This is a genomic window from Roseovarius sp. SCSIO 43702, assembly GCF_019599045.1.
Lineage (GTDB): Bacteria > Pseudomonadota > Alphaproteobacteria > Rhodobacterales > Rhodobacteraceae > Roseovarius.
This window is the reverse complement of record NZ_CP080623.1, coordinates 244,536-270,809: the sequence shown is the minus strand read 5'-3', so window position 1 is coordinate 270,809 and position 26,274 is coordinate 244,536. Positions and strand designations below refer to the sequence as shown.

Annotated in this window: 22 protein-coding genes; 5 read left to right on the top strand and 17 right to left on the bottom strand. The window is 63.2% G+C overall.

Annotated features, from left to right (window positions below; translation table 11 throughout):
- Positions 1-95: 95 nt before the first annotated feature.
- From K1T73_RS01285 to K1T73_RS01220, 13 genes are all read right to left on the bottom strand, one after another.
- Positions 96-1,208: a flagellar basal body P-ring protein FlgI gene (locus K1T73_RS01285; protein ID WP_409077739.1), complete on the bottom strand. Its 1,113-nt coding sequence runs from the start codon at positions 1,206-1,208 to the stop codon at positions 96-98.
- The gene (locus tag K1T73_RS01280; RefSeq protein ID WP_220602206.1) at positions 1,208-2,215 is read right to left on the bottom strand and encodes a flagellin; all 1,008 of its coding nucleotides are present in this window, start codon (positions 2,213-2,215) and stop codon (positions 1,208-1,210) included. The genes K1T73_RS01285 and K1T73_RS01280 overlap by 1 nt, the downstream gene beginning before the upstream one ends.
- Positions 2,216-2,217: 2 nt before the next feature.
- Positions 2,218-3,672, bottom strand: a complete 1,455-nt coding sequence (gene flgK / locus K1T73_RS01275; protein ID WP_220602205.1) for a flagellar hook-associated protein FlgK — start codon at positions 3,670-3,672, stop codon at positions 2,218-2,220.
- Between the two features lie 51 nt (positions 3,673-3,723).
- Complete coding sequence (locus K1T73_RS01270) at positions 3,724-5,025, bottom strand: flagellar hook protein FlgE (RefSeq protein WP_259400389.1); 1,302 nt, start codon at positions 5,023-5,025, stop codon at positions 3,724-3,726.
- Between the two features lie 103 nt (positions 5,026-5,128).
- On the bottom strand, positions 5,129-5,962 hold the full coding sequence (locus K1T73_RS01265) for a flagellar motor protein MotB (RefSeq protein WP_220602203.1): 834 nt from the start codon (positions 5,960-5,962) through the stop codon (positions 5,129-5,131).
- 101 nt (positions 5,963-6,063) lie between these two features.
- The gene (locus K1T73_RS01260) at positions 6,064-7,284 is read right to left on the bottom strand and encodes a phenylacetate--CoA ligase family protein (RefSeq protein ID WP_220602202.1); all 1,221 of its coding nucleotides are present in this window, start codon (positions 7,282-7,284) and stop codon (positions 6,064-6,066) included.
- Positions 7,285-7,304: 20 nt separating this feature from the next.
- Entirely contained in the window at positions 7,305-8,129 is an 825-nt protein-coding gene (locus tag K1T73_RS01255; RefSeq protein ID WP_220602201.1) for an ABC transporter ATP-binding protein, read from the bottom strand.
- A gap of 103 nt (positions 8,130-8,232) precedes the next feature.
- Entirely contained in the window at positions 8,233-9,513 is a 1,281-nt protein-coding gene (locus K1T73_RS01250) for an ABC transporter substrate-binding protein (RefSeq protein ID WP_220602200.1), read from the bottom strand.
- A gap of 55 nt (positions 9,514-9,568) precedes the next feature.
- Positions 9,569-10,834: a branched-chain amino acid ABC transporter permease gene (locus K1T73_RS01240; protein ID WP_259400388.1), complete on the bottom strand. Its 1,266-nt coding sequence runs from the start codon at positions 10,832-10,834 to the stop codon at positions 9,569-9,571.
- Positions 10,835-10,905: 71 nt separating this feature from the next.
- Positions 10,906-11,919: a branched-chain amino acid ABC transporter permease gene (locus K1T73_RS01235; protein WP_220602199.1), complete on the bottom strand. Its 1,014-nt coding sequence runs from the start codon at positions 11,917-11,919 to the stop codon at positions 10,906-10,908.
- 86 nt (positions 11,920-12,005) lie between these two features.
- The gene (locus K1T73_RS01230; RefSeq protein ID WP_220602198.1) at positions 12,006-12,824 is read right to left on the bottom strand and encodes an ABC transporter ATP-binding protein; all 819 of its coding nucleotides are present in this window, start codon (positions 12,822-12,824) and stop codon (positions 12,006-12,008) included.
- Positions 12,817-13,143, bottom strand: a complete 327-nt coding sequence (locus tag K1T73_RS01225; RefSeq protein WP_220602197.1) for a hypothetical protein — start codon at positions 13,141-13,143, stop codon at positions 12,817-12,819. Before K1T73_RS01225 ends, K1T73_RS01230 begins: the two co-directional genes overlap by 8 nt.
- Entirely contained in the window at positions 13,140-15,080 is a 1,941-nt protein-coding gene (locus K1T73_RS01220) for an AMP-binding protein (RefSeq protein ID WP_259400512.1), read from the bottom strand. Before K1T73_RS01220 ends, K1T73_RS01225 begins: the two co-directional genes overlap by 4 nt.
- Before the next feature lie 227 nt (positions 15,081-15,307).
- Here K1T73_RS01220 and K1T73_RS01215 point away from each other — a divergent pair, with 227 nt between their 5' ends.
- Entirely contained in the window at positions 15,308-17,230 is a 1,923-nt protein-coding gene (locus K1T73_RS01215) for a PAS-domain containing protein (RefSeq protein ID WP_220602195.1), read from the top strand.
- A complete protein-coding gene (locus K1T73_RS01210) occupies positions 17,227-17,928 on the top strand; it encodes a response regulator transcription factor (protein ID WP_220602194.1) in 702 nt (233 codons plus the stop codon). The genes K1T73_RS01215 and K1T73_RS01210 overlap by 4 nt, the downstream gene beginning before the upstream one ends.
- A 4-nt stretch (positions 17,929-17,932) precedes the next feature.
- Here the strand turns inward: K1T73_RS01210 and K1T73_RS01205 are convergent, their stop codons facing one another.
- From K1T73_RS01205 to ubiA, 3 genes are all read right to left on the bottom strand, one after another.
- Positions 17,933-18,259 carry a hypothetical protein gene (locus K1T73_RS01205; RefSeq protein WP_220602193.1) on the bottom strand — a complete coding sequence of 109 codons (327 nt, stop codon included), beginning with the start codon at positions 18,257-18,259 and terminating at the stop codon, positions 17,933-17,935.
- Positions 18,246-20,159 carry an OmpA family protein gene (locus K1T73_RS01200; RefSeq protein WP_220602192.1) on the bottom strand — a complete coding sequence of 638 codons (1,914 nt, stop codon included), beginning with the start codon at positions 20,157-20,159 and terminating at the stop codon, positions 18,246-18,248. Before K1T73_RS01200 ends, K1T73_RS01205 begins: the two co-directional genes overlap by 14 nt.
- A gap of 102 nt (positions 20,160-20,261) precedes the next feature.
- Complete coding sequence (gene ubiA / locus K1T73_RS01195) at positions 20,262-21,227, bottom strand: 4-hydroxybenzoate octaprenyltransferase (protein WP_220602191.1); 966 nt, start codon at positions 21,225-21,227, stop codon at positions 20,262-20,264.
- Positions 21,228-21,238: 11 nt separating this feature from the next.
- Here ubiA and K1T73_RS01190 point away from each other — a divergent pair, with 11 nt between their 5' ends.
- The 3 genes from K1T73_RS01190 (at position 21,239) to K1T73_RS01180 (ending at position 23,947) form a co-directional block, all read left to right on the top strand.
- Positions 21,239-21,973, top strand: a complete 735-nt coding sequence (locus K1T73_RS01190) for a 16S rRNA (uracil(1498)-N(3))-methyltransferase (RefSeq protein WP_220602190.1) — start codon at positions 21,239-21,241, stop codon at positions 21,971-21,973.
- The gene (locus K1T73_RS01185) at positions 21,970-22,494 is read left to right on the top strand and encodes a hypothetical protein (protein ID WP_220602189.1); all 525 of its coding nucleotides are present in this window, start codon (positions 21,970-21,972) and stop codon (positions 22,492-22,494) included. The genes K1T73_RS01190 and K1T73_RS01185 overlap by 4 nt, the downstream gene beginning before the upstream one ends.
- Before the next feature lie 82 nt (positions 22,495-22,576).
- Positions 22,577-23,947 carry a glutamate--cysteine ligase gene (locus K1T73_RS01180; RefSeq protein WP_220602188.1) on the top strand — a complete coding sequence of 457 codons (1,371 nt, stop codon included), beginning with the start codon at positions 22,577-22,579 and terminating at the stop codon, positions 23,945-23,947.
- Between the two features lie 67 nt (positions 23,948-24,014).
- Here the strand turns inward: K1T73_RS01180 and pnp are convergent, their stop codons facing one another.
- The gene (gene pnp / locus K1T73_RS01175) at positions 24,015-26,156 is read right to left on the bottom strand and encodes a polyribonucleotide nucleotidyltransferase (RefSeq protein ID WP_220602187.1); all 2,142 of its coding nucleotides are present in this window, start codon (positions 26,154-26,156) and stop codon (positions 24,015-24,017) included.
- Positions 26,157-26,274: the final 118 nt, after the last annotated feature.

Below are 26,274 nucleotides of genomic sequence, written 5' to 3'. Positions count from 1 at the left end.
TCAAGCTGAAACGAACCGGCGTTCGTCGCCTTCGTCGGGTCAGGCCCAGGCTTCATCAGTCCGCGTGCGGCTTCGATCGGCCGCACCGGCCCGCCCTATCTCACCACGAACTCGGCGTGCAGCGCGCCTGCGGCCTTGATGGTCTTCAGGATGTCGATCATGTCACGGGGCGAGACGCCCAGCGCGTTGAGCCCGGCGACGACTTCGGACAATGTTGTCCCCTGCGGCACCTCGGCAAGGCCGACACCGGCCTCTTCCTCGATCTCGGCGCGGCTTCGGGGCACCACGACGGTTTCACCCTCGGCGAATGGATTCGGCTGAACCACGACGGGGGCTTCCTCGACCCGAAGGGTGAGGTTTCCCTGCGAGACCGCGATGCGTGAGATCCGCACATCCTCGCCCATGACGATGGTACCCGAGCGTTGATCGACGACGACCCGCGCCTTCCGTTCCGGCACCACGAGCAGGTTTTCCACCGTGGCCAGCGCATGCGCCGGAGACGGGGCGCGGCTTCGACCTATATCGAAGCGCACGGTTCCGGAATCGAGCATCACCGCGACCGCGCGGCCATAGGCGCCGTTGATCGCCGCTTCGATCCGGCGGGCTGTGGTGAAGTCGGGTTCGCGAAGTGCCAGGCGGAGCGACTCGAGCGAGCCGAGATCGAAGGCGACTTCGCGTTCGACCCGCGCGCCGGACGGAATCACTCCCGATGTCGGAACGCCCTGCACCACGGCCGCCGCCGCGCCCTCGGCCGCGGCACCGCCGGCCAGGATCGTGCCCTGAGCCACCGCGTAGATCTCGCCGTCCGCCGCGTTGAGCGGCGTCATGACCAGCGTTCCGCCCAGCAAACTGCTCGCGTCGCCGATGGCCGAAACCGTGACGTCGATCTGGCCGCCTGCACGCGCGAAGGGTGGAAGGCTCGCCGTGACGATCACCGCGGCCACGTTCTTGGGGCGAAACTGCTCGCCCGAGACGTTGACGCCCAGGCGTTCGAGGATATTGGCCATGATCTCTTCGGTGAAGGGCGCATTGCGCAGACCGTCACCCGTGCCGTTCAGGCCGACCACGAGACCATAGCCCACCAGATCGTTGCCGCGCACGCCGTCGAACTCGACCAGGTCCTTGATACGTATCTGGTTGGCCGACAGCGCGCCCGCGCAGGAAAGAAGAACGGTCGCGCCCACAAGCAGGCGGGTCAGCAGGTGCATCATGACAGGAAGCTCATCAGGTTGAGGCGCGCGGTTCGCGCGGTCACCGCATAGAGTGTCTCGAGCTGGAAGCGCACCTGCTCGAGCTCGCTCGCGGTATCGAAGGGATCGGCGCCGAGCATCTCGTTTCTCGCCATCTCGAGGCTTGCGATCTCGGCGCCGACACGAACCGAGGCTTCCTCGATACGGGCCTCCGAATATCCCAGGTCGGACTGCAAGCGAATGACGGTATCAGCGTCGGCCAGAAGCCCCTCGCCCGCGGATGCGACGATTCGCGCGCGACTGTCATGATCGAGGATTGCCTCGGGGGCGTCGGCGAGCGCGACCGAAAGCATGTTGCGCAACAGGTCACGGATCGCGGGGTCGTCGGCGCGCAGCCCAAGCTGCACCGACTGCCCTTCGCCAAGGCGAATCGGCGCGGCGTCCGCGGTGGAACCGGTGTAGATCGACGTTTCGAAAGTGCCTCCGGGTCCGAAAAATCCATCGAGCGCGTTATCGAACCCGGCCGTGTCCGTCACCCCGGAAATCGCGGACCTGGCCGCCGCCACCAATGCATCGGCCCCCGAAACGGCGCGACCGCCGCTCTCGGCCCCTGCGAAAAGGGCGCGCCCGGCGATATCGAGATTAAGTGCCGCGACGATATCGTCGATCGCGCCGCGCGCCATGGTTGCGGCGGCCGCGCGCTGATGATGCGCTGCACCCCCGGTCACGAGAAACGCCGCGGATGCCACGGATGTCGCGGTCTCGCGCAGCGGCGTCAGCGCCCGCTGCATACCGGCGGTAAGCGTTTCTGCCTCCCGCGTGGTGTCACGCAGGGCGGTCAAGGTGGTGATCCGGTTCTCGATATCGCCCAACCGCGTGAGATTGCCGGAAAGGTGACGTGCGACGTCGCTTGTCCGGCCGGAAGACAGTTCCTGTGTCAGGGTGTTCATCCGCAGCTTGAGCGACGTGTTGCGGCGGTTTGTCAGCATGGCCTGGGACAGGTCGCCGATCGAGGTGAAGGTCATTCTCAAATCCTCAATAGAGCTTGCATCATCTGATCCACGGCTTCGATCATCCGTGCATTTGCCGCATAGGCCTGTTCGATCAGGAGCAGCCGTTGCGTCTCGGCGTCCGAATCGACACCATCGGTCAGGAGCATGGCTTCCAGTTCGCCCTGTCGCGAGGCGGCGATGGTGGAATTCTCGTCATGGGTCAGGCGGCTTTGTGCGATTCCCGAGGTCATGGCGGCCGCATGGGCCGCAAGCGACGCCGTCGCGCCGCCGGCGCCCGGGGCTCCGAGCGGGGAGCGCACCGCGAGCGCGTCGCGCATGGCGGCAAGGATCGAGGCATCGCCCGTCTGTCCCGGCGCGGCGGCACCGAGGCCGTCGCGAAGACGCCAGGAGGCGCCGCCCCGGTCCGGGTCGACAAGCGCGTTCAGATCCAGGCGCGATGCGAGGCCGGTCTCGTCCGCGGAGTCGAACGGTTGGCCCCCATCGGTGAAGAGCGCCGGGTCACCGGGCGTCAAGGTGGCATCGACCGATGGCGCGGCGAAACGCTCCACAAGCCCCCGGGCAACGGCGTCGAGTGCGTCTTGAACCGCTACCGCATGGGTGTCGCGTATCTCGAAAAGCGCGGCCAGCTCCCCCCCACGCAGGGGTCCGCCTTTGCCTCCCGTGGGAACTGGCTCCCCGTTCACGAGGACCTGGGACAGCCCGCCTCCGGTGACCGTCATGTCGGCAACGATGGCGTTCGCGGGCGTGAAGTCGAAACGGGCTGGCCTGCGATCCAGAAGGATGGCGCCGCCGGTCGAGACAAGGCCCACGGCACCGTCCTCGCGGGCGGTTTCGCGCACCGGCACGATCGACGAAATCCGGTCGATTACGACCTGTCTCTGGTCCTCGAGCGCCGAATGATCGAAACCGCCGCGCAGCGCCGCCTGGATCTCGCTGTTGAGGTCGCTGACCTGCTCCAGCGATCGGTTGAGCGTGGCGACCGAGGTGGCGATGGCCGCTTCGGCACTCTCGCGCTGACCCTGGATCTCGGTGGAGACCGCCCGGAAGGTCCGGGCAAGTTCACCCGCACGTGCCCCCACCGCATCGAGCCTTTCGGGCAGGTCCGGGCGGCTGGCGGCCGTGGTGAGGCTTGCCTCGAACGCCGCGAGACGCGCGGTCAGCGAACCGGGCTGGTCGGGCGTGCCGACCGCCTGTTCGATGCGCCGGAAGAAGGCCGCGGAGGTGCGGGACCCGGACACCGCCCCGTCCGCCACCCTCCGGTCCGCCAGCACGGACTGGTTCATCCTGCGGGAAATACCCTCGACCCTGACCCCGCCGGTCCTCGCAACCCCATCGGCGGAAAGCACGATTTCCCGGCGCCCGTATCCCGGCGTGTGGAGATTTGCGAGGTTCGAGGCCACCACGCTCGCCGCGCGGGAATTGGCGGTGAGACCCGAAAGGGCATTCGTCAGGGCGGATGTGAGGGACATGAAGGGCCTCCGGTTCGGGCGAGGGGCGGGGCGGGCGTGTCGCGGTCAGGCTCAGCGCTTGATATTCGTGGTTTCCTGCAGCATCTCGTCCACGGTCTGGATGACCTTGGCATTGGAGGAATAGGCACGCTGCGTCTGGATCATGTCCGTCAGCTCGCCCGCCACGTCGGTCGCCGATTCTTCGCGCGCGAAGGACACGACATCGCCGGTTGGCCCATCGCCCGCATCCCAGAGAAAGAAGGACCCGCTGTCGGGTGAGGGCATGAATGTCTGCTTGTCGAACGAGACCATGCCGTTCGGGTTGGGCAGATCGACAAGCGGCACCTGGTAGATGATCTGCGTGATGCCGGTATCGAACGAGGCGTGGACGAAACCGTTCTCGTCGACCTGGGCCGAAGTCATGTTGCCCACGGGCGAGCCGTCCTTGGAGATCGAGAGCGGCGCGAAACTGTCGGAAAGCTGGGTCAGCCCGTCCTTGCCGCCGAGTCTGCCGATGTCGATCTCCATCGGACCGCCGGCGACATTGACGATGACCGTGCCCGCGCCGGCATCGTAGGTGCCGCCCGATACGGTGCCCACGTTGAGAAGCGTGCCCCCGCTGGCCCGCGCGTCGTCGAATTCGAGCGTGTATTCGCCGATGATCGCGTTGCCCTGGGCCGAGTCGCGAAAGACCATCGTCCATTGGTTCGAGGTGCCCGTCGCCGGGACCGTCGGGGCGAAATCGACCATGATGTTCTCGGACTTGCCCAGGTTGTCGAAATACTCGACCGAGAGCTGCTGCGTGTTGCCCGCCGCCGTTGCCGCCGTTTCCGTCGCGGGCAGGTTCAGCCCCAGCCGGATGGATGTTGTCGGCTCTCCGGTCAACTGGTTGACGTTGATCTGCACCGGTTCGAGCCCATCACTTGTATCGCGGGGAAACTCCGGCACCGTGCCGTCGGGGTTGGCCGGCCATCCGAGAAGGACGAGGCCCGAGTCGGTCTTGAGAATCCCGTCGGCATCGGTCCGGAACGAGCCGGTCGTCGTCAGCAGCATCTGGCTGCCGCCATTGCCCACTTCGACCCGGCTGGCCGCGGCGACCGGAAGAAAGCCGCGTCCGCGCACCGCGAGATCGGTGGGATTCGACGTCGTGACGAGCGAGCCACCCTCGTCGATCAGGCGTTGCGTGGTAGAGCGGACGCCGCCCGCCGAGTAACTGCCGCCGTTGCGGGAAATGACCAGCGATTGAAAGTCCGTCTCGACCCTTTTGTAGCCATAGGTCGCCGAATTCGCGATGTTGTCGGAGATGGCGGCCAGTCGCGTTGCATTCGCGCTCAGCGCCGCGACTCCGGCATTCAACGAGGAGGAAATGGTCATGGACACGCCTTTCTGCTGCATCAAGTGCTGTTCACACGAGGCATAAGGGCGTTCGCTTAACATCCCGCTAACAGATAAAATTCAGTGCAACTGCCTCCCCATCTCAGGATCGCAGGAATGTCACTTCGATCCGGTTGTTCCGCACGGCCATCGGATCGCGGGTCACGGGCGAACGATCCGCATGGCCCGTCACCCTCCTGATGCGGGACGGGTCGGCGCCCGCGCTTTCCATCAGCAGGCGGCTGCGATGCGCCCGCGCGGTGCTCAGGTTCCAGACGGGGTTCTCGCGCAGGGGGCCGGCCTCGGCCCGCGTGTGCGCAGCGAGCGCCATGTCGTTCTCGACAAGGGCAGACAACCGCGTGACGATTTCGAGAAGGGCGTTCATGAGGTCGGTCGGCTCGTCGGTCAGTGGCTCGAAGAGGTAGGCTCCGTCGAGATCAAAGAGTTCGACCACGAGCCCCTCGTCGGTGACGCGCGTGATGATGTGCCGCATCAGATCGCGGCTGACCATGCTTTCGCCGGCCATCCCCTCGAGCGCCTCGTCCAGCTTTCGCCTGATTTCCTCGGCCTCGCCCGGCGACATCTTTCGAAGCCCGGTCTCTCCGCGCGAAACACTCGCCTCGGTCACGTGTTCGCGGGTCGCACCCGTGCCGTTCTTGGGCAGGGTATCCTCGGCATAGACGGTCTCGCCGCCGAAATGGCCGTTGCCGCCGCCCGACACCCGGCTGATGGGCACGGTCGGGCTGAAGTAATCGGCCAGGCCCTTGCGTTGTTTCTCGGTCGTTGCGTTCAGCAGCCACATCAACAAGAAGAATGCCATCATCGCGGTCACGAAATCGGCGTAGGCGACCTTCCAGGCGCCACCATGGTGCCCGCCACCGGCGATCACCTTTTTCCTCTTGATGATCATGGGCGCCGCATTGCTTCGCGCGCTCATTACTCACCACCTTTTCTCACCCGGAGCCAGTGGTAGCAGATCGCGCTTTACCGAAAGCTTAACATCTTCAATTGCACATGAATTCAGCGGCGCCCCAGCGATCAGTCATAGCTGCGCTGATCCTCGATTACCTTGCCGTCGTTGGGAAGGCTGCCCGGGGCCACGATCTCGATCCGGCCCTTCATCTTGAGCGCATCGGCGACCGACCCGGCATAGCGATCCGCATCGGTGCAGTCGCTTTCGATCTGGACGCACATGATGTCCATCTCGCCCTCGCGCCGTGCGATCACGCGAGCGCGCGCGATCTCCTCGTGCCGCGCCACAAGGGCGGCGACCTGCTCGGGACGCACGAACATTCCCTTGATCTTGGTGGTCTGATCGGCCCGACCCATCCATCCCTTGATGCGGCTGTTGGTCCGCCCGCATGGGCTTTGCCCGTCCATCATGGCGCTGAGATCGCCCGTGGCGAATCGGACGAGCGGATAGTCGGGGTTGAGCGTCGTCACCACGATCTCGCCGACCTCTCCCGGCCTGACCGGGTTGCCGGTGCCGGGGGTGACGATCTCGACGATCACTCCTTCGTCGATGACGAGCCCTTCCTGCGCGGCGCTTTCATAGGCGATGCTGCCCAGGTCGGCCGTGGCATAGGATTGCAGGCAAAGGATGCCCCGGTCCGCGTATTCCTGCCGCAGCGACGGGAAAAGTGCGCCGCCGCCCACGGCGGCCTTGGTGATCGAGAGGTCGAAACCCAGCTCATCGGCCTTGTCGAGGATGACCTTGAGGTAATCGGGCGTGCCCGCGTAGGCGGTCGTGCCCACGTCATGCGCGGCGCGCGCCTGCAGCTCCGTCTGTCCCGTGCCGGCGGGCAGCACCGTGGCCCCCACGGCCCTCGCGCCGTTCTCGAAGATCATGCCGGCCGGGGTCAGATGGTAGCCGAAGCAGTTCTGCACGATATCGCCGCGCCCGATACCACAGGCATGCAGGAACCGGCCCATGCGCCACCAGTCATGCGCGTCGCCACCCGGCTCATAGATCGGACCGGGGCTTTGGAAGACATGCGCGAATCCGTTCGCGGCACGCGCGGTCAAGCCACCGAAGGGGGTGGCGTTCTTTTGCGCGGCGCCCAGGTCGGATTTCCGCAGCACCGGAAGATCGGCCAGCGCTTCCACGCTCATGATCGCGTCCGGGTCAACGTCGTCAAGTCGCCCGGCATATCCCGGAAGGGCCTTGGCGCGAGCGATCTGGTCGGGCAGCGCCTTGGCGATGTCGGTCGCGCGCGCATCCGCGCTCCGCGTTTCGAGTTCGTCGAAGAATTGGTTCATCCCTGGGTTCCCGTTCCGCGTCACGACAGCCACCTCTTGCGCCGCCGGTAGGAGCGCACGTCGCGAAAGCTCTTCCGGCCCTCGTCGGACATGCCGAGATAGAACTCCTTCACATCCGGATTCTCGCGCAGCTCCTTCGCGGGGCCGTCCATGACCACCCGCCCGCTTTCGAGGATGTAGCCGTATTGCGCGAAGCGCAGCGCGACGTTCGTGTTCTGCTCGGCCAGGAGGAAGGTTGCCCCCTCGTTCTCGTTGAGGCTCTTGACGATGTTGAAGATCTCTTCGACCAGTTGCGGTGCGAGGCCCATGCTGGGCTCGTCCAGAAGGATCGTCTCGGGCCGGCTCATCAGCGCGCGTCCGATCGCGACCATCTGCTGTTCGCCGCCCGAGGTATAGCCCGCCTGGCTCCTGCGGCGCTCCTTCAGCCTCGGGAAATAACTGTAGACGAGGTCGAGGTCGGCATCGATGTCGCCCCGGCTCGCGCGGCGCGTGTAGGCGCCGGTAAGCAGGTTTTCCTCGACCGTCAGGTGCTCGAAGCAATGGCGCCCCTCCATCACCTGAATGACGCCGCGCTTCACGAGTTCGGACGGCGCGAGATCCTGCACCCGCTCTCCGCGATAGCGGATATTGCCCTTCGTCACCTCGCCCCGCTCGGATTTGAGCAGGTTCGAGATCGCCTTGAGCGTCGTCGTCTTGCCCGCGCCATTGCCGCCCAGCAGCGCGGTGATTCCGCCCTTGGGCACGCTCAGGCTCACGCCCTTCAGCACGAGGATCACGTGATTGTAGATCACCTCGATGTTGTTGACCTCGAGCAGGGCCTCCTCGGTCTTCCCGGCGTCCAGCATGGTTCTCTCCATGGCCGCTCACCCTTGGGTGCGCGCGGCTTCTTCTTGGCAAAAGTACTCAAGACACCCCGGCCACGGCCCGCGCCGCGGCCGGGGCAATGGGTCAGCAGCCCGGCTCGATGTTGTTTTCCTTGGCAAAGGCCATGCTGTCCTCTTCGATCAGCGGCTGGATGACCTCCTGGTCGGACTGGAAGTAGTCGGTGATGAGCTTGAACTCACCGGCTTCGGCATCCCATTGCGACACCGCGCCAAAGCCGTTGCCGCCGTGGTTCTCGCAGCTCACCTTGAACTCGGGGCCGAAGTTCGGAAGGCCGATCTCGGCCATCTTCTCCTCGGTCATCTCGAGGTTTTCCATCCCGTCGCGCATCTGCTGCGAGGTGATATCGCTCACGCCGTGGATCTCCTGCGCGGTCTTGATCGCCTCGGCGGCGAGCATCGCGGCATACATTCCCCGGTTATAGAGAACCGAGCCGATGCCATCACCCGCGCCGGCGGCCTTGCCCGTGTCCACGACATATTTCTGGATGTCGTCATAGACCGGATAGTCGGAGCCGAGATTGTGGAACGTCAGCGCCTTGTAGCCATCGGCCCGATCACCCGCCGCCTTCACGTCGTTCTCGGAGCCCGACCACCAGATTCCCATGAAGTTTTCCATTGGAAAGCGGATGTTCACCGCTTCTTGGATCGCCACCTGGTTCATCACGCCCCAGCCATACATGAGAACGAAATCGGGCTTCTCGCGCCGGATCTGGAGCCACTGGCTCTTCTGTTCCTGACCCGGGTGATCCACCGGCAGAAGCGTCAGGTTGAAGCCATGCTTCTCGCTCAGCTTCTCGAGCGTGCGGATCGGCTCCTTCCCGTAGGCGCTGTTGTGGTAGACAAGCGCGATGGTCTTGCCTTCGAGGCTGCCGCCCGCCTGCTCCATCATGTGCTTGACGGCGAGGCTCGCCCCGTCCCAGTAGTTCGCGGGATAATTGAAGACCCACTTGAACACTTCGCCGTTCTTGGCCGAAGTGCGCCCGTAACCCATCGTGTGAAGCGGAATCTCGTCCGCCGTCACCTTGGGGATGAGCTGATAGGTGATACCCGTCGAGAGCGGTTGATAGACCAGCGCGCCCTCACCCTTGGTGGCCTCATAGCATTCGACCCCCTTCTCGGTGTTGTAGGCGGTCTCGCATTCGATCAGGTTGATCTTCTCGCCCCCGATACCGCCATCACGCTCGTTGAGTAGCGTGAAATAGTCCTGGTAGCCGTCCGAGAACGGGATGCCGTTCGCGCCATAGGGCCCGGTGCGATAGGACAGGTCCACGATGGTCAGTTCGGCAAGCGCCGGTCCCGCCATCATGGTCACGCCCGCGAGCGCCGCGATAAGGTGTCGTTTCATCGGTTCATACCTCCCTTGGTTCTATCCGATCTTTCGTTCGATGAATCGCCTTGCCCTAGTGGGGGAAAGGCCAAAGTCTCAGTTTCTCCTTCGCCACGCGCCAGAGCTGTGCCAGCCCGTGCGGCTCGGCCACGAGAAACACGATGATGAGCGCGCCCACGATGATCAGCTGCACATGCGCGACGATATCGGTGGGCCAGCCCAGCCCACCCGAGAGCAGCGCGTAGGCGAAGAACGCGATCAGGGCCACGATGCCGCAAAGCGCGCCGAGATCCTTCCAGAGCCGGCGCCCGAAGACGCGCAGGACCAGGTGCGCGAGGAAAAGCAGCAATGCCACCCCGAAGATCGCGAGGCACAGCGTCGCGAGCGCGTTCGACACGGGGCTCACCGCCGCATGATCGGCGAGCGCGATCTTGAGGAAGACCGGCAGGATGACGAGGAACGCGGCCCCCGCGAAACTCCCGAAAATCGACCCCAACCCCCCGATGATCACCATGAAGAGGACGAGGAACGACTTGTTGATGCCGAACGCCTCGCCCACCTCGACCGCGCCGAGATAGACCGCGAAGAACAGCGCGCCAGAGACGCCCACGAAGAACGAGCTGATCGCGAAGGCGCTGAGCTTCGCCCTGAGCGGGTTGACCCCAATGATCTCGGCCGCGATGTCCATGTCGCGGATCGCCATCCATTTCCGTCCCACCATCCCGCGCGTGAGGTTGCGCGCGATGAGGGCCGAGAGAACCGTGAAGACGAGGCAGAAGAGATAGGCGGCCCAGGGCGCCGTCTCGGCCCCCGTGATCGCCACGCCGAACACCTCGCGTTCCGGCGCGCTGATCTGGCCCGAGGCCGAGTAGTTGTAGAACCACGGCACCCGGTTGAAGAGCCAGACGAGGAAGAACTGCGCCGCAAGCGTCGCGACCGCCAGGTAGAAGCCCTTGATCCGAAGGCTCGGCAGGCCGAACAGCACGCCCACCGCCGCGGTGATCGCACCCGAGAGGATCACGTGGATGATGATGCTCACGTCGGGAAAGGCCGTCATCAGCTTGTAGCAGGCATAGGCCCCCACCGCCATGAACCCGCCCGTGCCAAGCGAGACCTGCCCGCAATAGCCCGTGAGGATATTGAGCCCGATCGCCGCGATGGCATAGATCAGGAAGGGCAGGACAACCGCGTTGACCCAGTAGTCGTTGATGACGAACGGCACGATGGCGAAGGCGACGACGAGGGCGGCGTAATATCCATACCGGTCGAACCTGATCGGAAAGGTCTGGCTGTCGTCCACATAGGACGTCTTGAAATCGCCTGCTTCACGATAAATCATCGACGTCTCCCCACTCTTTCACGTGATCGCCCGGCCGTCCGGGCCGCGGCCCCGTGGACCCGAACCAGTCTCTAAACCCGCTCAATGATCTTCTCCCCGAACAATCCTTGCGGCCGGAAGACCAGGAACAGGAGCGCCAGCACGTAGGCGAACCAGTTTTCCGTCGCGCTGATCGTGAAGCCGAACCATTGTCCGGCCAGGGCGTCGCTCGACATGATGAACTCGAAAAGCTTCTCGCCCACCCCGATGATGAGCCCGCCCACGATGGCGCCGGGGATCGAGGTGAAGCCGCCCAGCATCAGCACCGGCAATGCCTTGAGCGCGATGAGCGAGAGCGAGAACTGCACGCCCGACTTCGTGCCCCACATGATCCCCGCGACCAGCGCCACGAAGCCTGCCAGCGACCAGACCATCACCCAGATGAAGTTGAGCGAGATGCCCACCGACAACGCGGCCTGGTGGTCATCGGCCACGGCGCGCATCGCGCGGCCCTGCTTCGAATACTGCGCGAAGATCACCAGCGCGATCACCAAGAGCGCCGCGACGAGCGCCGCCCAGAGATCGAGGTTGTCGATAAAGAAGCCGTATTCGAACAGGTTGAAGGTGAATTCGTCGATGGTCAGGTTGATCCCCTGGGGCAGGCCCACATCGAGCTTCTTGATGTCCGACCCCCACATCACGTCACCCACCCCCTCGAGGAAATAGGCGAGTCCGATGGTCGCCATGAACAGGATGATCGGCTCCTGGTTGACGAGATGGCGGAAGATGAACCTGTTCACCGCCCAGGCCAGTGCGATCATCACCAGCATCGTGAAGATGATCGCGAGGAACGCGGGAACATGCCATCCGAAGTGATGTATCTCTGTTCCGAAGACGGCGTTGATCAGGTGGCTGAACGGCACCTGTCCTTCCATGATCCCCACGAGCGTCAGCGCAGCGAAAAGCGCCATCACGCCTTGCGCGTAGTTGAAGATGCCCGATGCCTTGAAGATCAGAACGAACCCCAGCGCGACGAGCGCGTAGAGCACCCCGGCCATGAGGCCGTTCACGAAGACCTCCATCCCCCAGATCAGTTGTTCAGGCATGGATAGGGCCTCCCTCGTTGCGGATGCGGCAAACGCACCGACGCGATACCGACGTGGATACCGACATGGATACCGACGTTGAAAATTCAGTCATGGGCCACCCCCAGATAGGCGTCGATCACGTCCTGGTTGGTGCGCACCTCGTCGGGTGTTCCGTCCCCGATCTTCTTGCCATAATCCATCACGACCACCCGATCGCTCAGGTCCATGACCACGCCCATGTCATGCTCGATGAGCGCGATCGTGGTGCCGAACTCGTCATTCACGTCGAGGATGAAGCGGCTCATGTCCTCCTTCTCCTCCACGTTCATGCCGGCCATCGGTTCGTCCAGAAGAAGGATCGAAGGCTCCGCCGCGAGCGCCCGCGCAAGCTCCACCCGCTTCTTGAGACCATAGGGAAGGCGCCCCACGGGTGTCTTGCGGATATGCTGGATCTCGAGGAAATCAATGACTTTCTCGACGACTTCGCGGTTCTCCACCTCTTCCCGTTCGGCCTTCCCCTTCCAGATCGCCTGCGCGATCATCCCGGCCTTCATCTGCCGGATGCGACCCGTCATGACGTTGTCGAGCACGCTCATCCCCTCGAAGAGCGCGATGTTCTGGAAGGTCCGCGCGATCCCCTGCCGGGCAACCTGGAAGGGCTTCATCGCCGGACGGCGCTCACCCTTGTACCAGACCTCGCCCTCCTGCGGATGGTAGAAGCCCGAGATGACGTTGAGCATGCTGGACTTGCCCGCGCCGTTCGGCCCGATGATGGCCCGGATCTCGCCCTCGCGAATGTCGAACGAGATGTCCTTGATCGCCACCACACCGCCAAAGCGCAGCGTGATGTTCTTCATCTCCATCACGACGCCGCCGATCTTGCGGCCGTCTTCCGTGGTGTATCCCTCTGTCGCGTCAAGCATGCTGAATTTCCTCGGAAATATTCCGTTTCGCAGCGCCGAACCCTATCGCGTCGCGGATCGTGCATGCGCGAAATCCGGATCCTGCTTTACTTGGAAGGCTCCTTTTGCACTTAGGAGCGATTCGATGACCCATGACCTTCAGCAACCCAGCCTTTTCATCGAAGGACTTGCTCGAACAGCCATCCGCGAAGGTCGCGACGGCCAAGAGACTTTCGAAGAGGTTTGTTTGTTCAACGGAATTGATCCCAGATACGATGACGGGACCCTTCGGATTAAGGTTTTGCGCGCGCACAGTGGGATCGAAGAATGAAGTCATCATTCCGCCGCCACCTTCTGCGTCTCGACCGGCACCACTTCGGCATCCATGATCTTGAGCGTCGCGCTGATGCTGCCCTTGCGCCCATCCTCGTAGGTCACCTCGGTCGTGGTGAAAATCTCGTCCGAGCCGTCGTAGAGCGCGGTCAGAAGATCGTCGAACTTCTCGGAAATGATGTTGCGCCGCACCTTGCGGGTGCGGGTCATCTCGCCATCGTCGGCATCGAGTTCCTTGTGTAGCACAAGGAAACGATGCACCTGGCAATGTGCCAGCATCGGGTCATCGGCGAGACTGCGATTGACCTCTTCCACATGCTCCCTGATCGTCTCGAGCACGCGCGGATGGCCCGCAAGTTCCTGGTAGGAAGCATAGCCGATATTGTTCCGCTCGGCCCAGTTCCCCACGGCGGACATGTCGATATTGATGAACGCCGTGCACTTCTCGCGTCCGTTGCCGAATACCACGGCTTCAAGAATGTTGGGAAAGAATTTCAGCTTGTTCTCTACATACTTGGGCGCAAAGAGCTGGCCATCGGCCATTTTCCCCACGTCCTTCGCGCGGTCGATGATCTTGAGATGTCCCGTCGCCTCGTCGAAATAGCCGGCATCACCCGTCGCCACCCATCCCTCCGGATCCTTGGTCGAGGCGGTGCTTTCGGGATTCTTGTAGTATTCCTCGAACGTGCCGGGGCTGCGATAGAAGACCTCGCCGCTGTCGGCGATCCTGATCTCGACGCCGGGCGCCGCCACGCCCACCGTATCGCTGCGGACCTCTCCGTCGGGTTGCAACGTGATGAAGACGCTGGCCTCGGTTTGCCCGTAAAGTTGTTTCAGGTTGATCCCGAGCGAGCGGTAGAATTCGAAGATTTCCGGCCCGATCGCCTCGCCCGCGGTATAACCCACCCGCACGCGCGAAAATCCCAGCGTATCCTTGAGCGGGCCGTAGACAAACAGATGCCCCACCCGATACCAGAACTTGTCCCATGCGCTGACGGGTTTCTTGTCCAGGATATCGGGTCCGACCTTGCGCGCATGCTCCATGAAATGATGAAAGAGAGCCTGCTTGAAGCGGCTCGCGTCTTCCATGCGGATCATGACGTTGGTCAACTGCGTTTCGAATACGCGGGGCGGCGCGAAGTAGTAGGTCGGCCCGATCTCACGCAGGTCGGTCTGCATGGTTTCAGGGCTTTCGGGACAATTGACGCAGAAACCGCACCAGTAGGCCTGTCCGATGGAGAAGATGAAATCTCCTACCCACGCCATCGGCAGATAGGCCAGAACCTCTTCGGTATGTCGCAGGTTGTCGAACTCCGAAGACGATTTCGATGCTTCGATGATATTGCGGTTGCTGAGAACCACGCCCTTGGGCTTGCCCGTTGTGCCGCTCGTGTAGAGCATGACGCAGGTGCTGTCATATGTCAGCTTTGCCTTGCGAGCTTCGAGTTCCGAAATGAGTTCGGAGCGCTTCTCGCGCCCGGTCTCCTGGACCTCGCCAAACCGGTGCAGCTTGGTATGGTCGTATTTCCGCAGGCCTCTCGGATCGATATAGATCATGTGCTCGAACTCGGTCAGGCTGTCCTGAATCTCGATGATCTTGTCGACCTGCTCCTGGTCCTCGACCACGGCGAAACGCGCGCCGCAATGATCCATGACATAGGCCATCTCCTCGGCCGCGCTGTCTTGATAGACCGGCACGGGGATGGCGCCTACCGACTGCGCCGCAACCATCGACCAGTAGAAATAGGGACGGTTGCGCCCGACGATCGCGACGAACTCGCCTTCCTCGACGCCGAGCGCCAGAAGACCCAGGGAGAACGTCTCGATCTCCTCGGCCGCCTCCGACCATGTCCAGGATTGCCAGATTCCATACTCTTTTTCGCGATAGGCAGGCCGCGTTCCGAATTTCCTGACATTGCGCTCAAGCAAGGCCGGAAAGGACATGCATCCCTCTGCCGCCGTGGCCGACTTCGACAATTCGCTTCCTCCCTGCATCCCTTGGCGCGAGGTCTCCTGCCCGCGTTCGTCGCTTCTGCCGACATGGATGCCGCTACCCTGTTGATCGTCAACTTTTTCGCTAAGTTTACTGAAATCTATCGAATTGTGACAAAGGTGGTTTACGCTTCTTGCTCACCCGTCCAGGTGGTATCGGAACATCCCAAGGAACCGACATGACCGATCACGCGACACGGCAACCGGATACGACCTCGCTCACGATGGCGGGGCTGAACCTCATCCAGCAGGCTCTCTCGATCTATGATGACGCGCTTCGGCTCGTGATCTGCAACGCGCGGTTCCAGGCGATGTTCGATTTACCCGCGCATCTCGTGACGCCCGGTGCCTCTTTCGAGGATACGCTCACGTTTCTTGCGCACCGGGGTGATTACGGGGACGTGGACGATCTTCAGGAGTTCGTCCGTGACAGGGTCGAGATCGCGCGCGCGTTCGAGCCGCATTACATGGAACGCACACGCGCGAATGGCCGCACGATCGCGGTCGAGGGCACGCCGCTTCCGCAAGGAGGATGGGTAACGGTCTATACCGACATCACCCGGACCAAGCGCCAGGAAGCACTTCTGAAAGCCCGCTCGGATGAGCTTTCGGACCAGCTTTCGGGTTATTCCGAGGACCTGGCCGCGACGAACAGAAAACTCGAGGCGACGATCACGGCACTCGAAGAGGCCAAGCGGCAGGTGACCGCATCCGAGGCGCGGACACGGCTCACGACCGAGATGATGCCCGCGCACATCGCGCATGTGGGACCGGACCGACGCTACACCTATTCGAACCGGCGGCTGAGTTCGATCATGCCGGGAAGCAAGGCGTCCATCGTGGGAGAACGGGTCGAAGACGCGCTTGGTCCCGAGGCGTTTTCCGCAATCGAGGCACGGCTTGACGCGGCGTTCGACGGGGATGCTTCGGTCTTCGAATTCACCCATGCGCCAAGCTCGCGCCGGATTCGGGCCGCCTTCACCCCGGATGAAGAGACGGGGGGCGTCTATATCCTGTCGATGGACATCACCGAAGAGGCCCAGACCCGCGCCGCGCTTCAACAGACCCGCCGCCGCGAGGTGGCCGCGCAGATGACGTCGGGTCTGGCCCACGACTTCTCGAACCTGCTCACGATCATTCTGGGGATGCAATCTCGGCTTGGGCGCATCGACGGGTTGCCGGATGAGGCCGCAGCGCTTGTGCAGGCGACAGTCGCCGCCGCGAAACGAGGCGGCAGTCTTCTCAACCGAATTGCGGACATGACGAGCGAGCGCAAACATGATCCGGTCCCCGTCAACCTGGCGAAGTTCCTGGCCGACCTCGATCCGCTGGCGCGCTCGGTCCTGCCCGATGGCGTGACCTTCGGGATCGTCAGCACCATTGGCAACGCGCGCCTCATGCTCGAAGCGGGGATGCTGCAGGATGCGCTTCTCAACCTCGTCCTCAATGCCAAGGATGCCTGCGGCGAAACCGGTGAGATCGAGCTCGCGGTATCCGCGGTCAAGGACACCTGGATCGACTTCACCGTCTCGGACACCGGACCGGGGTTTTCGGATCACGCATTGCGGCATGCGTTCGATCCGTTCTTCACGACCAAGGGAGAAGGCGGGACCGGCCTTGGCCTCGTCATGGTCTATGACGTCACCAAGCTTGCCGGGGGCCGCGTCACCCTTGAAAACCGGCAGAAGGGCGCCTGCGTGACCTTGCGCCTTCCGCTCAGGCCCGCGCCCGATGCGGAGACACCGGGCCTGGTGCTGCTTCTCGAAGACAATGCCGAGATACGCGGAACCCTGCGCGATATTCTCTGTGCGGATGGTCACACCGTGGTCGAGGCGACGACCGCAAGCGAAGCCCGAACCCTTATGAGGGAGCTGCCAGAAATCTCTGTAGTTGTGTCCGACATCGTCCTCGAGGGCGAGGAAACCGGCATTGACCTTCTTCGGAGCCTGCCACACGATCACCCTCCAGTCGTTCTGATGACGTCGCTGCCCGTATCGGATCCGCGCCACGTCGCGGCACGCGAGCTCGTCCCGGTGCTTCGCAAACCCGTTGCGCCCGATCGCCTGAGATCATTCCTGCTGAAGGAGAGCGTCGCATCATGACCGAGCCCCTTATTGCGATCCTGGATGACGAGCCCGAAATTCGCACGATGCTGGCCGAGACCCTCGCCGAAGCGGGGTTCCGCACGATCTCGTTCGGACGCGCCAGGGAATTCGAAGCCTCGCTCAACAACGTCACGCCCGATGTCTGCCTGGTCGATCTTTCGTTGCCCGACCGCGATGGGCTATCGCTCGTGCACCGCCTGGCGCTTGAGAAAGGGGCCATCGTGATCATTATCTCCGGCCGGGCGCAAGTACGGGACCGTGTCACCGGCCTGGAGCTGGGGGCGGATGACTACATCATCAAACCTTTCGACCCGACCGAGGTCGTCGCGCGTATCCGGGCGCGCCTCCGGCGCGACGCACCGGTCGAACCGAAGCGGAGCACGGCGGAGTTCCACGGCTGGACCGCGCGTTTCGATCGGTTCGTCCTCGAGCGCGAGGACGGCCGTGAAACGTCCTTCTCCCATGCGGAAGGCGAGGTTCTGAGACTTTTTCTCGAACGCCCCAAGAGGCTGATCACGCGCAGCGCCATGCTGGACGAGCTGGGTGGCAGTGCGGGCGAGAGTTTCGACAGGGCGATGGACGTGCGCATTTCTCGGCTGCGCACCAAGCTCGACGAGGATCCGAAGAACCCGAAGCTGATCAAGACGATCTACGGCGCGGGCTACATCTTCCTGGCGGATGTGACCTGGTCCTGAACGATCAACCCGAGCCTTGACGCTCGAGCTGGGCGCGCATCATCTCGGCTTCCTGCCGTGCCTCGCGTAGACCCTCCATCGTCGCGGCAAGCTCCGCCTCGGTCTGAGAAAGCTGATTCGTGAGCTCTGCTTCGCGCTGTTGCAGATAGGTGATGGCCTGATCGCGGGTCTCTTCCGCCTCGTGAAGCTCCTGCGCCATCCGGTCGAGCTCTCCCATTTCCGACTGGTTGACACGGATGAACCTGTGAACCAGCCAGTTGGCGAACCAGCCGAGACAAAAGGCAACGAACAGAATGATCGCGATCGCGATTATGAATTCAGTTCTGTTCATCTTCCGTGCCGTTCTGCCCCGAAGCCTCTTCACTTTCTTCTTCGCTGTCTTGCTCAAGGCTTTCAAGCCCCGTTTCGCGTTCAGCGGTCGCTTCGGGTTCGAGCAGCTTGAATTCGATACGCCGGTTCGCCTCGCGTCCCTCTTCGGTTTCATTGTCGGCGATGGGCTGGCTTTCGCCATATCCGACAGCCGTGATGTTGGACGTGATGACGCGCCGCGCCCGGAGCGCCTCGAGCACGGCCATCGCGCGATCCTCGCTGAGTTGCTCGTTCATCACTTCGCGGCCCTGGCTGTCGGTATGGCCGCCGATCTCGATGTTGATCTCGCCGCATTGCTTCAGAAGCTCGGCGATATCGTTCATGATGTCAGCACCGCTCGCGTCAAACGTGTCCGAGCCGGGCTCGAAGTTGATCTTGCGTTCCGCGGTGATCAGGTTCAGCCGCCGGATACATTCCTCCGGTGTGGGGAGGGCCGCTATCGGATCGAGAGCTTCCTTGTAACGCACCTCGATATCGTATTGGGCGCTTTCACTCAGCGTCTCGGAAAAGAAACCTGCGATCTTGGCGCTGGCTTCCTTGTTGCCGGTGTCGCCGTGTATCTTGATCGTCTCCGGAGTGACGGTGACCGCGCCGTTGGTGAGGTAGGACAGCGCCTCGAGCCCGGCGAGAACGCGAACCGGCCAGTCGGACGGGAGCCCCTCGACCACGCGGGCCTTGATGTAGACACCATCGGACGAGAACCTGGCACGCGCGAAGCTGTCGACGGTCTGGCGCAACTTCTCGCTGCCGACACGTCCGCGCATCTGGACCAGGCCTTCGGGCGAGAGGGTTGCCACGAATTCCGGGACCACCGGCTCGGCATCCGTGGGGGGAGGTGGCAGAACCGCGTGAAGCGCGAAGACTTCGGGCAATTCCGTCTCGAGCGTGCCCACGACATCATCGAAAAGGGCTTGGTCCGCGCCTTCGGGCGCCACCAGGGAAATGTCGGCATCCGAAAAGGTGATCGTGCCGCCACCGAGGTTCGAGACCGCCTCGATGCCCAGGCGCGCGGCCTCGGACCAATGAGGCGTCGGAACACCAAGCCCGATCGTGCAATCCGCGTCACCCGAAGCCCCGGCCTCGCGCGCCGCGGCGAGTATTTCGCGCCTGGCCTTTTCGGTATCCGCCGAGCACGCATCGAACCGCGCGGCGCCATCCTCGATCAGAAACCGCAGGGTGAACGGGGTGATGACCGGCCGGGGCGCGGAAATATCGGTAACGACCCTGATGCCACGTGGCACTCGTCGCGACAGTTCCGCTTCGAGCTCTCGCTTTTCCCTGGGTGAATCGGTCGTGGCGGTGAATGACACCCGCCCGGCCTCGATCGAGATCTTGGCCCGCGGCAACTTGTCGAGTTTCGACCCTGCGTAGCGCACCGCTTCGTTCCAACCGTCCGGGATGGGATAATCGGCACGGTCTATGAAATCGGTGACCGACGCACCTTCGGCGACACGCTCGACGGTTTCGAAAAGCGCCTCGCTGTCTGCGTCTGCCGGAATGAGACCGATCAGCGAAACACCGGCGTCATTCCGCAGTATCTCCAGCGAGAATCGCGGCGGCGCGATCTCGGCGGCGTCCTCGACCTGCATCTGGTCGATCACGCGCGTCGAATCGACAACGCCCCCCGCGACAGAGATGGCCTTGAACCGGCTGGCCTCGGTAGGCGCGGTGCCGGCGATGAAAACCTGCAACCCGTCGGCATCGACCTCCGCCCAGCCGATATCGGCCAGGTCAAGGGCGCGTCGCACTTCGGTTTTCGAGCCCTTCTCGATGACACCCGCGGAAAAACCGGCCGCGATGACCGCAAGCAATGCGGCAACGAAGAATGTTCCGCCGATTACGACAATAGAGGATAGTCTCATGGGTATCATTCACCTGCGGTTCTCGAGGAGGCATGCCTCCGCAACCGGCCCGTGACAATGGGGCGCCCGCCGTGATTTAAGCGGATGGCCGGTCGAATTCAATCAGATGAGCATTGCGACGGCGAAAAACGGCAAGGGCAGGAGACCGGCATCGCGGTTGGATCGGAAGAGCTTCAGGAGGCCCGCGCCGTCCCTGGCGTCGAACCGGCGCATCTGCCAGAACATATGATGCCCCAAGGCGTATGGCCCGAGGAGCGCGACGAGCCGCGCAATGATGTCCGTGCCGGTCGTCGCCAGGATCACGGCGATCCCCATGAGGATCGTGCTGGACGCAAGGAACCGCCCCAGCCATACGATCGTTCGATCTCCGAACAGGCGCGCGGTGGATTTGACTCCGATCAGCGCATCGTCCTCCGCATCCTGGTGTGCGTAGATCGTATCGTAGAACAGCGTCCACGCGATCCCCGAGAGGTAGAGAACGATCGCTGGCAGGCCAAGGGAGCCGGTATGCGCCGTCCAGACCAGCAGGGCACCCCAGTTGAAGGCAATCCCGAGAAAAACCTGCGGCCACCAGGTGAACCGCTTGGCGAAAGGATAGATCGCGACCGGACCGAGCGACAGAACCCCCAGGAGAATCGCCGCCCAATTGAAGGTGAGCAGGATTCCGAAGGCCACAAGCGCCTGAACGACGAGCCAGACAAGCGCGCCGCGCACGCTGACCTGGCCCGAGGGTATGGGCCGCGACGCGGTGCGCGCAACCGAGCCGTCGATATGACGATCGGTTATATCGTTCCACGTGCACCCCGCGCCACGCATCAGGAAGGCGCCGATCCCGCACGCGAGGAAGAGCCAGAGATCATACCAACTCGCCTGTCCCGTATGCAGCATGGCGAGCAGCAATCCCCACCAGCACGGCAGCAAGAGGAGCCACGTTCCGATCGGGCGATCCGCGCGGCTGAGCCTGAGATATCCGCGGGACCAATGGGGCGCGTATCGGTCGACCCAGTTGCGCGCGGGCGCGTCCGCCACCGACCCCGCGGGCTCTGGTTTCTTTCCGGTCACGCTCATATGTTGCCTTCATGTCGGCTGCGAAGATCAGGCTTTATGTAGATCACCCGCTGGGGGCGGGGCAAACGGTTCTTCTGGACCGTGATCAGGCGAATTACCTTTTCAACGTGATGCGTCTGGGCGAAGGGGACAGGGTCGCGCTCTTCAACGGGCGCGAGGGAGAATGGCGCGCGACAGTGCGGGAGGCGGGAAAGAAACGCGGGACGCTGGACGTCGACGAACAGACCGCACCCCTTCGCGAACCGCCGGACATCTCTCTTCTGTTTGCGCCGATCAAGAAGACGCGCACGGATTTCATCGTGGAGAAGGCCGCGGAACTCGGCGCGGCACGCATCCTGCCCGTGCAGACCGAATTCACCAATGCGGAACGCATTCGGCGGGAGAGGTTGCAGGCCCATGCGATCGAGGCCGCCGAGCAATGCGGCGCGACTTTCGTCCCCGAGGTGGCGCCGCTCGAGCGGCTGGATCGGCTTCTCGAAACCTGGCCGGACGACCGGCACCTCATGTTCTGCGACGAGGGCCTGGCAGGCTCGCCTGCCGGCCTTCCACGCGAACTCAGGGGCGCGCCATGGGCCATACTGATCGGTCCCGAGGGGGGGTTCTCGGAAACTGAACGGGCACGGTTGCATTCCATGAGAAATGCGCATCCCGTATCACTCGGACCCCGCATTCTTCGCGCCGATACCGCGGCGGTCGCCGCCCTGACCCTCTGGCAGCGGGAGTTGGGCGATTGGACCGACGCATGATCCGCGGCGAGGTCACCGTTCGACTCAGAAGATGGCGCGATGTGCTCGCGGGGGCGGGTATCGCGGCCGCAGGGTTCTGGGCGGCACTGACGAGCTACGGGATACTGGGCTGGATCGGATGGATCGTGGTGGCGGTCGGGTGTCTCCTGATCTGGACCGGGTTCCAGAGGCATCGCTTCGAGACATCGCGTGATGGTCCGGGTGTCGTGCATATCACCGAGGGGCAGGTAAGCTACTACGGGCCGCTCACCGGCGGCACGGTGGCACGGTCGAACCTTCAATCGGTCGAACACGATGCCCGGCATCGTCCGGCTCACTGGGTCCTGGTTCAGCGCGAAGGTCCGGCGCTTTACATCCCCGTGACAGCCTCGGGCAGTGATGCCCTGTTCGACTTCTTTTCGAGCCTGCCCGGCCTTCGGATCGAAGAAGTTCTGCGCGTTCTCAAGTCATCCGACCAGTCGAAGACCTGTCTCTGGCAGAGGAAGCCGGATCGGGATCGCGGCCGGATCGCCTCGTCCTGAGGTTCGTCGGAGCCGGCCTGTTGCCTTGACACCCCCCCGGCTTACCTGCACCACGTCCCAAACCATCCTGCGGAGAGCTCCGATGTCGATACCTCAGTCCGGCGGCGGCCCAATCGAAGATCACAGCCAGCTTGCCGGCTATCTCGAAAGCGGGTGCAAACCGCGCGAGGACTGGCGGATCGGCACGGAGCACGAGAAGTTCGGCTATTGCCGGGACACGCTGCTGCCTATTCCGTACGAGGGGGAGCGAAGCGTTCTGGCGGTTCTGGAAGGACTTCGCGACGGCCACGGCTGGACTCCGGTCGAAGAGGGCGGAAAGCTCATCGGCCTCGAAAAGGACGGCGCAAACGTCAGTCTCGAACCGGGCGGCCAACTGGAGCTTTCGGGCGCCCCACTCGAAAACATCCACGAGACCTGCGACGAGGTGAACGCGCATCTGCGCGACGTGAAGGACATCGCCGACAAGGTCGGTGTCGGCTTCATAGGTCTGGGTGCCGCGCCGCAGTGGACCCACGACCAGATGCCGATGATGCCGAAGGGTCGCTACAAGCTGATGGACGCCTACATGCAAAAGGTGGGCACGATGGGCCAGACCATGATGCGGCGGACCTGCACGGTTCAGGTCAATCTCGACTTCGCGAGCGAGCCGGACATGGTCCAGAAATTCCGCGTGGCCCTTGCTCTGCAACCTGTCGCGACGGCCCTCTTCGCCAACTCGCCCTTCTTCGAGGGAAAACCCAACGGGTACAAGAGCTGGCGCAGCAGGGTCTGGCGCGATCTCGACGCGGATCGCACGGGTATGCTTCCATTCGTCTTCGATGATGGCTTCGGGTTCGAGGCCTATGCGGATTACGCGCTCGATGTGCCGATGTATTTCGTCTATCGCGATGGCGAGTATATCGACGCGCTGGGCATGTCGTTCCGCGATTTCCTGAAGGGAGAGCTCCCCGCGCTTCCGGGTGAGAAACCGACGCTGAGCGACTGGGCAGATCATCTCACCACCATTTTCCCCGAAGCGCGGATCAAGAAGTTCATGGAGATGCGGGGCGCCGATGGCGGCCCGTGGCGCAGGCTATGCGCGCTTCCGGCCTTCTGGGTCGGCATAATGTATGACCAGGGCAGCCTCGACGCAGCCTGGGATGTCGTCAAGGGCTGGGACGCTCCGACGCGGGAAGCGTTGCGCGTGGCCGCGAGCGAAAGCGCGCTCGATGCCCGCGTGGACGGGATCGACATGCACGCCCTTGCCCGGGAGGTTCTCGATATTTCCGAAGCGGGCTTGCGCGCCCGTGCGCGCGGCGGGGCAGGTGGGCTCGTGCCGGATGAAACCCATTTCCTGAATGCGCTCCGCGAAAGCGTCGATAGTGGCAAGGTGCCCGCCGACGAACTGCTGGACCGCTATTACGGCGAATGGGACGGCGACCTCGACCGGATTTATCCCGAGTACTCATACTGATCGCCAGCGGGCGACATGAAAAAGCCCCGGTGTTTCCACCGGGGCTTTCGACTTCCGGCCCTAGGGCTCAATCGTCGTCGTTCTGCTTCTTCTCCGGCTGGATTTCCTCGCCGGTTTCCTGGTCAACAACTTTCATCGACAGGCGCACCTTGCCGCGATCGTCGAAGCCCAGAAGCTTCACCTTCACTTCCTGACCTTCCTTGAGCACATCGCTCGGATGGTTCAGGCGACGGTTCTCGATCTGCGAGACATGGACCAAGCCATCACGCTTGCCGAAGAAGTTCACGAACGCGCCGAAATCGACGATCTTGACGACCGTGCCGGTGTAGATCTTGCCTTCTTCCGGCTCGGCCACGATCGAATGGATCATGTCGTAAGCCTTCTGGATGGCGTCGGCATTCGGGCTGGCGATCTTGATGACACCGTCATCGTTGATATCCACCTTGGCGCCAGACACTTCCACGATCTCGCGGATGACCTTGCCGCCCGACCCGATCACTTCGCGGATCTTGTCAGTGGGCACCGTCATCGTCTCGATCCGCGGCGCGTGAACCGAGAAGTCGCCCGCACTGCTGAGCGCCTTGTTCATCTCACCCAGAATGTGCATCCGGCCGTCCTTGGCCTGGGCCAGGGCCTGCTTCATGATCTCCGGCGTGATGCCGGCGACCTTGATGTCCATCTGAAGCGAGGTGATGCCGTTCTCGGTCCCGGCCACCTTGAAGTCCATGTCGCCGAGGTGATCCTCGTCGCCGAGAATGTCGGTCAAAATCGCGAAATCGCCGTCATCCTCGAGGATGAGACCCATCGCGACACCCGCGACCGGCGCCTTGAGCGGGACGCCCGCGTCCATCATCGACAGCGACCCGCCACAGACTGATGCCATCGAGGAGGAGCCGTTCGATTCGGTAATCTCCGACACGATACGGATCGTGTAGGGGAAATCCGTCGGAGCCGGCAGCACGGCCTGAAGTGCGCGCCAGGCCAGCTTGCCGTGCCCGATCTCGCGACGACCCGGAGGGCCCACCCGACCCGCTTCGCCGACCGAATAGGGCGGGAAGTTGTAATGCAGAAGGAAGTTCGATTTGAACGTCCCATGCAGCGCGTCGATGAACTGCTCGTCATCGCCCGTGCCGAGCGTCGTCACGACAAGGGCCTGCGTCTCGCCACGGGTGAAAAGCGCCGAGCCATGCGTCCGCGGCAGGAACCCCGTCTCGCAGACGATGGAACGCACCGTGGTCGTGTCGCGACCGTCGATCCGCTTGCCACCCTTGACCACGTCACCGCGCAGGATGCTGGCCTCGAGCTTCTTGAGCGCCGAGCCAAGGTTCGGATCCTCGAGCTGGTCTTCGCTGAGGCTTTCCTTGATGGACTGGCGGGCGGCAGCGACGGCAGCCGTGCGCTCCTGCTTGTCGGTGATGGCGAACGCCTTGCGCATCTCCTCTTCGCCGGCCGATTTGACGGCGTCGTAGAGGGCCGAGTAGTCCGGCGGCTGGAAGTCGAACGGCTCTTTCGCCGATTCTTCGGCGAGGTCGATGATCAGGTCGATCACCGGCTTGATCTGGTCATGAGCGAAGGTCACCGCGCCGAGCATTTCCTCCTCGGAAAGCTCGTAGGCTTCCGATTCGACCATCATCACCGCGTCCTTGGTGCCCGCGACGATGAGGTCGAGACGCTGCTCGGGATTGAGCCGAAGCTCGTGCATGTCGTCCACGGTCGGGTTGAGGATGTATTCCCCATCCTCGAAGCCGACGCGGCAGCCCGCGATCGGACCCATGAAGGGCGCGCCCGAAATCGTCAACGCGGCGCTCGCCGCGATCATCGCCACGATATCGGGATCGTTGACGAGGTCGTGGCTCAGCACCGTGCACATGACGAGCACTTCGTTCTTGAAGCCCTCGACGAAAAGCGGGCGGATCGGACGGTCGATCAGGCGAGCCGTCAGCGTCTCCTTCTCGGTCGGCCGCGCTTCGCGCTTGAAGAAGCCGCCGGGCACCTTGCCCGCCGAGTAATATTTTTCCTGGTAGTGAACCGTCAGCGGGAAAAAGTCCTGTCCCGGCTTCGGCTCCTTGGCGAACGTCACGTTGGCCATGACGCTGGTTTCACCCAGCGTGGCGATGACGGATCCATCCGCCTGGCGGGCAACCTTGCCCGTTTCCAGTGTCAGCGTTTCTTCGCCCCACTGGATCGATTTCTTAACTTCGTTGAACATCTATCGTTTCCTGTCTGGAGGCACTCCGGGCCCCTGCCCGGTCCTCCGTTTCATTGGCGGCCCCATTGCCGCCGACCCCTCCATCATCTCATGCGCCGGGGTCTAGGGCGTCACGTTC

What these genes read in the sequence shown, in the direction of transcription:
- K1T73_RS01285 (WP_409077739.1), bottom strand. Translation starts at nt 1,208, where the DNA reads ATGCACCTGCTGACCCGCCTGCTTGTGGGCGCGACCGTTCTTCTTTCC.
- K1T73_RS01280 (WP_220602206.1), bottom strand. Translation starts at nt 2,215, where the DNA reads ATGACCTTCACCTCGATCGGCGACCTGTCCCAGGCCATGCTGACAAAC.
- flgK (WP_220602205.1), bottom strand. Translation starts at nt 3,672, where the DNA reads ATGTCCCTCACATCCGCCCTGACGAATGCCCTTTCGGGTCTCACCGCC.
- K1T73_RS01270 (WP_259400389.1), bottom strand. Translation starts at nt 5,025, where the DNA reads ATGACCATTTCCTCCTCGTTGAATGCCGGAGTCGCGGCGCTGAGCGCG.
- K1T73_RS01265 (WP_220602203.1), bottom strand. Translation starts at nt 5,962, where the DNA reads ATGAGCGCGCGAAGCAATGCGGCGCCCATGATCATCAAGAGGAAAAAG.
- K1T73_RS01260 (WP_220602202.1), bottom strand. Translation starts at nt 7,284, where the DNA reads ATGAACCAATTCTTCGACGAACTCGAAACGCGGAGCGCGGATGCGCGC.
- K1T73_RS01255 (WP_220602201.1), bottom strand. Translation starts at nt 8,129, where the DNA reads ATGCTGGACGCCGGGAAGACCGAGGAGGCCCTGCTCGAGGTCAACAAC.
- K1T73_RS01250 (WP_220602200.1), bottom strand. Translation starts at nt 9,513, where the DNA reads ATGAAACGACACCTTATCGCGGCGCTCGCGGGCGTGACCATGATGGCG.
- K1T73_RS01240 (WP_259400388.1), bottom strand. Translation starts at nt 10,834, where the DNA reads ATGATTTATCGTGAAGCAGGCGATTTCAAGACGTCCTATGTGGACGAC.
- K1T73_RS01235 (WP_220602199.1), bottom strand. Translation starts at nt 11,919, where the DNA reads ATGCCTGAACAACTGATCTGGGGGATGGAGGTCTTCGTGAACGGCCTC.
- K1T73_RS01230 (WP_220602198.1), bottom strand. Translation starts at nt 12,824, where the DNA reads ATGCTTGACGCGACAGAGGGATACACCACGGAAGACGGCCGCAAGATC.
- K1T73_RS01225 (WP_220602197.1), bottom strand. Translation starts at nt 13,143, where the DNA reads ATGATGACTTCATTCTTCGATCCCACTGTGCGCGCGCAAAACCTTAAT.
- K1T73_RS01220 (WP_259400512.1), bottom strand. Translation starts at nt 15,080, where the DNA reads ATGTCCTTTCCGGCCTTGCTTGAGCGCAATGTCAGGAAATTCGGAACG.
- K1T73_RS01215 (WP_220602195.1), top strand. Translation starts at nt 15,308, where the DNA reads ATGACCGATCACGCGACACGGCAACCGGATACGACCTCGCTCACGATG.
- K1T73_RS01210 (WP_220602194.1), top strand. Translation starts at nt 17,227, where the DNA reads ATGACCGAGCCCCTTATTGCGATCCTGGATGACGAGCCCGAAATTCGC.
- K1T73_RS01205 (WP_220602193.1), bottom strand. Translation starts at nt 18,259, where the DNA reads ATGAACAGAACTGAATTCATAATCGCGATCGCGATCATTCTGTTCGTT.
- K1T73_RS01200 (WP_220602192.1), bottom strand. Translation starts at nt 20,159, where the DNA reads ATGAGACTATCCTCTATTGTCGTAATCGGCGGAACATTCTTCGTTGCC.
- ubiA (WP_220602191.1), bottom strand. Translation starts at nt 21,227, where the DNA reads ATGAGCGTGACCGGAAAGAAACCAGAGCCCGCGGGGTCGGTGGCGGAC.
- K1T73_RS01190 (WP_220602190.1), top strand. Translation starts at nt 21,239, where the DNA reads ATGTCGGCTGCGAAGATCAGGCTTTATGTAGATCACCCGCTGGGGGCG.
- K1T73_RS01185 (WP_220602189.1), top strand. Translation starts at nt 21,970, where the DNA reads ATGATCCGCGGCGAGGTCACCGTTCGACTCAGAAGATGGCGCGATGTG.
- K1T73_RS01180 (WP_220602188.1), top strand. Translation starts at nt 22,577, where the DNA reads ATGTCGATACCTCAGTCCGGCGGCGGCCCAATCGAAGATCACAGCCAG.
- pnp (WP_220602187.1), bottom strand. Translation starts at nt 26,156, where the DNA reads ATGTTCAACGAAGTTAAGAAATCGATCCAGTGGGGCGAAGAAACGCTG.